Origin of the sequence: Pseudomonas sp. GM18, assembly GCF_000282195.1 — a bacterium.
Taxonomy (GTDB): domain Bacteria; phylum Pseudomonadota; class Gammaproteobacteria; order Pseudomonadales; family Pseudomonadaceae; genus Aquipseudomonas.
In genome coordinates, this window is record NZ_AKJT01000085.1 from 1 (window position 1) to 3,395 (window position 3,395).

Annotated in this window: 2 tRNA genes and 1 rRNA gene; all 3 read right to left on the reverse strand. The window is 51.3% G+C overall.

The window, feature by feature from the left end:
- Positions 1-80: 80 nt before the first annotated feature.
- The 3 genes from PMI21_RS07130 to PMI21_RS07120 all read right to left on the reverse strand — a co-directional run bounded on the left by PMI21_RS07130 (position 81) and on the right by PMI21_RS07120 (position 3,388).
- A 23S ribosomal RNA gene (locus tag PMI21_RS07130) occupies positions 81-2,972 on the reverse strand.
- A gap of 234 nt (positions 2,973-3,206) precedes the next feature.
- Positions 3,207-3,282: transfer RNA gene (locus tag PMI21_RS07125), tRNA-Ala, on the reverse strand.
- Positions 3,283-3,311: 29 nt separating this feature from the next.
- Positions 3,312-3,388, reverse strand: a tRNA-Ile gene (locus PMI21_RS07120).
- Between the last annotated feature and the right edge of the window lie 7 nt (positions 3,389-3,395).

Genomic DNA, 3,395 nt, shown 5'->3' on the forward strand with positions numbered 1-3,395 from the left:
CGGTTCATTGCGTCTTCACACACCGCAATCTGGCCTCTTTCGTTTATTCAACTAGGAGCAGCAAATTGCTTGGGTGTTATATGGTCAAGCCTCACGGGCAATTAGTATTGGTTAGCTCAACGCCTCACAGCGCTTACACACCCAACCTATCAACGTCGTAGTCTTCGACGGCCCTTCAGGGGACTCAAGGTCCCAGTGAGATCTCATCTTGAGGCTAGTTTCCCGCTTAGATGCTTTCAGCGGTTATCTATTCCGAACATAGCTACCCGGCAATGCCACTGGCGTGACAACCGGAACACCAGAGGTTCGTCCACTCCGGTCCTCTCGTACTAGGAGCAGCCCCTCTCAAATCTCAAACGTCCACGGCAGATAGGGACCGAACTGTCTCACGACGTTCTAAACCCAGCTCGCGTACCACTTTAAATGGCGAACAGCCATACCCTTGGGACCGGCTTCAGCCCCAGGATGTGATGAGCCGACATCGAGGTGCCAAACACCGCCGTCGATATGAACTCTTGGGCGGTATCAGCCTGTTATCCCCGGAGTACCTTTTATCCGTTGAGCGATGGCCCTTCCATACAGAACCACCGGATCACTAAGACCTACTTTCGTACCTGCTCGACGTGTCTGTCTCGCAGTCAAGCGCGCTTTTGCCTTTATACTCTACGACCGATTTCCGACCGGTCTGAGCGCACCTTCGTACTCCTCCGTTACTCTTTAGGAGGAGACCGCCCCAGTCAAACTACCCACCATACACTGTCCTCGATCCGGATAACGGACCTGAGTTAGAACCTCAAAGTTGCCAGGGTGGTATTTCAAGGATGGCTCCACGCGAACTGGCGTCCACGCTTCAAAGCCTCCCACCTATCCTACACAAGCAAATTCAAAGTCCAGTGCAAAGCTATAGTAAAGGTTCACGGGGTCTTTCCGTCTAGCCGCGGATACACTGCATCTTCACAGCGATTTCAATTTCACTGAGTCTCGGGTGGAGACAGCGCCGCCATCGTTACGCCATTCGTGCAGGTCGGAACTTACCCGACAAGGAATTTCGCTACCTTAGGACCGTTATAGTTACGGCCGCCGTTTACCGGGGCTTCGATCAAGAGCTTCGCGTTAGCTAACCCCATCAATTAACCTTCCGGCACCGGGCAGGCGTCACACCCTATACGTCCACTTTCGTGTTTGCAGAGTGCTGTGTTTTTAATAAACAGTCGCAGCGGCCTGGTATCTTCGACCGGCGTGGGCTTACGCAGCAAGTGCTTCACCCTCACCGGCGCACCTTCTCCCGAAGTTACGGTGCCATTTTGCCTAGTTCCTTCACCCGAGTTCTCTCAAGCGCCTTGGTATTCTCTACCCAACCACCTGTGTCGGTTTGGGGTACGGTTCCTGGTTACCTGAAGCTTAGAAGCTTTTCTTGGAAGCATGGCATCAACCACTTCGTGTTCTAAAAGAACACTCGTCATCAGCTCTCGGCCTTAAGATCCCGGATTTACCTAAGATCTCAGCCTACCACCTTAAACTTGGACAACCAACGCCAAGCTGGCCTAGCCTTCTCCGTCCCTCCATCGCAATAACCAGAAGTACAGGAATATTAACCTGTTTTCCATCGACTACGCTTTTCAGCCTCGCCTTAGGGACCGACTAACCCTGCGTCGATTAACGTTGCGCAGGAAACCTTGGTCTTTCGGCGTGGGTGTTTTTCACACCCATTGTCGTTACTCATGTCAGCATTCGCACTTCTGATACCTCCAGCAAGCTTCTCAACTCACCTTCACAGGCTTACAGAACGCTCCTCTACCGCATCACCTAAGTGATACCCGTAGCTTCGGTGTATGGTTTGAGCCCCGTTACATCTTCCGCGCAGGCCGACTCGACTAGTGAGCTATTACGCTTTCTTTAAAGGGTGGCTGCTTCTAAGCCAACCTCCTAGCTGTCTAAGCCTTCCCACATCGTTTCCCACTTAACCATAACTTTGGGACCTTAGCTGACGGTCTGGGTTGTTTCCCTTTTCACGACGGACGTTAGCACCCGCCGTGTGTCTCCCATGCTCGGCACTTGTAGGTATTCGGAGTTTGCATCGGTTTGGTAAGTCGGGATGACCCCCTAGCCGAAACAGTGCTCTACCCCCTACAGTGATACATGAGGCGCTACCTAAATAGCTTTCGAGGAGAACCAGCTATCTCCGAGCTTGATTAGCCTTTCACTCCGATCCACAGGTCATCCGCTAACTTTTCAACGGTAGTCGGTTCGGTCCTCCAGTCAGTGTTACCTAACCTTCAACCTGCCCATGGATAGATCGCCCGGTTTCGGGTCTATTCCCAGCGACTAGACGCCCTATTAAGACTCGCTTTCGCTACGCCTCCCCTATTCGGTTAAGCTCGCCACTGAAAATAAGTCGCTGACCCATTATACAAAAGGTACGCAGTCACCCAACAAAGTGGGCTCCCACTGCTTGTACGCATACGGTTTCAGGATCTATTTCACTCCCCTCTCCGGGGTTCTTTTCGCCTTTCCCTCACGGTACTAGTTCACTATCGGTCAGTCAGTAGTATTTAGCCTTGGAGGATGGTCCCCCCATATTCAGACAAAGTTTCTCGTGCTCCGTCCTACTCGATTTCATGGCCAAGAGATTTTCGCGTACAGGGCTATCACCCACTATGGCCGCACTTTCCAGAGCGTTCCGCTAATCTCAAAGCCACTTAAGGGCTAGTCCCCGTTCGCTCGCCACTACTAAGGGAATCTCGGTTGATTTCTTTTCCTCAGGGTACTTAGATGTTTCAGTTCCCCTGGTTCGCTTCTTGCACCTATGTATTCAGTACAAGATAACCATCTTATGATGGCTGGGTTCCCCCATTCAGACATCTCCGGATCAAAGTCTGTTTGCCGACTCCCCGAAGCTTTTCGCAGGCTACCACGTCTTTCATCGCCTCTGACTGCCAAGGCATCCACCGTATGCGCTTCTTCACTTGACCATATAACCCCAAGCAATCTGGTTATACTGTGAAGACGACATTCGCCGAAAATTCGCGATTAAACTCACAAATTTTACCTTAGCCTGATCACCACCAGTGAAAGTGGCCATCAGTCTATCTTTCTATCACATACCCAAATTTTTAAAGAACGATCTAGCCAAAGACTAGAAATCAACATTCACCATCGTCACGATGGAATGCTCATTTCTAAGCTTTCAACAACAGAAGCAGTAGTGGTGGAGCCAAACGGGATCGAACCGTTGACCTCCTGCGTGCAAGGCAGGCGCTCTCCCAGCTGAGCTATGGCCCCGTATTTCTACAGGTTTTCCCACACAAAATTGGTGGGTCTGGGCAGATTCGAACTGCCGACCTCACCCTTATCAGGGGTGCGCTCTAACCAACTGAGCTACAGACCCAATTTCG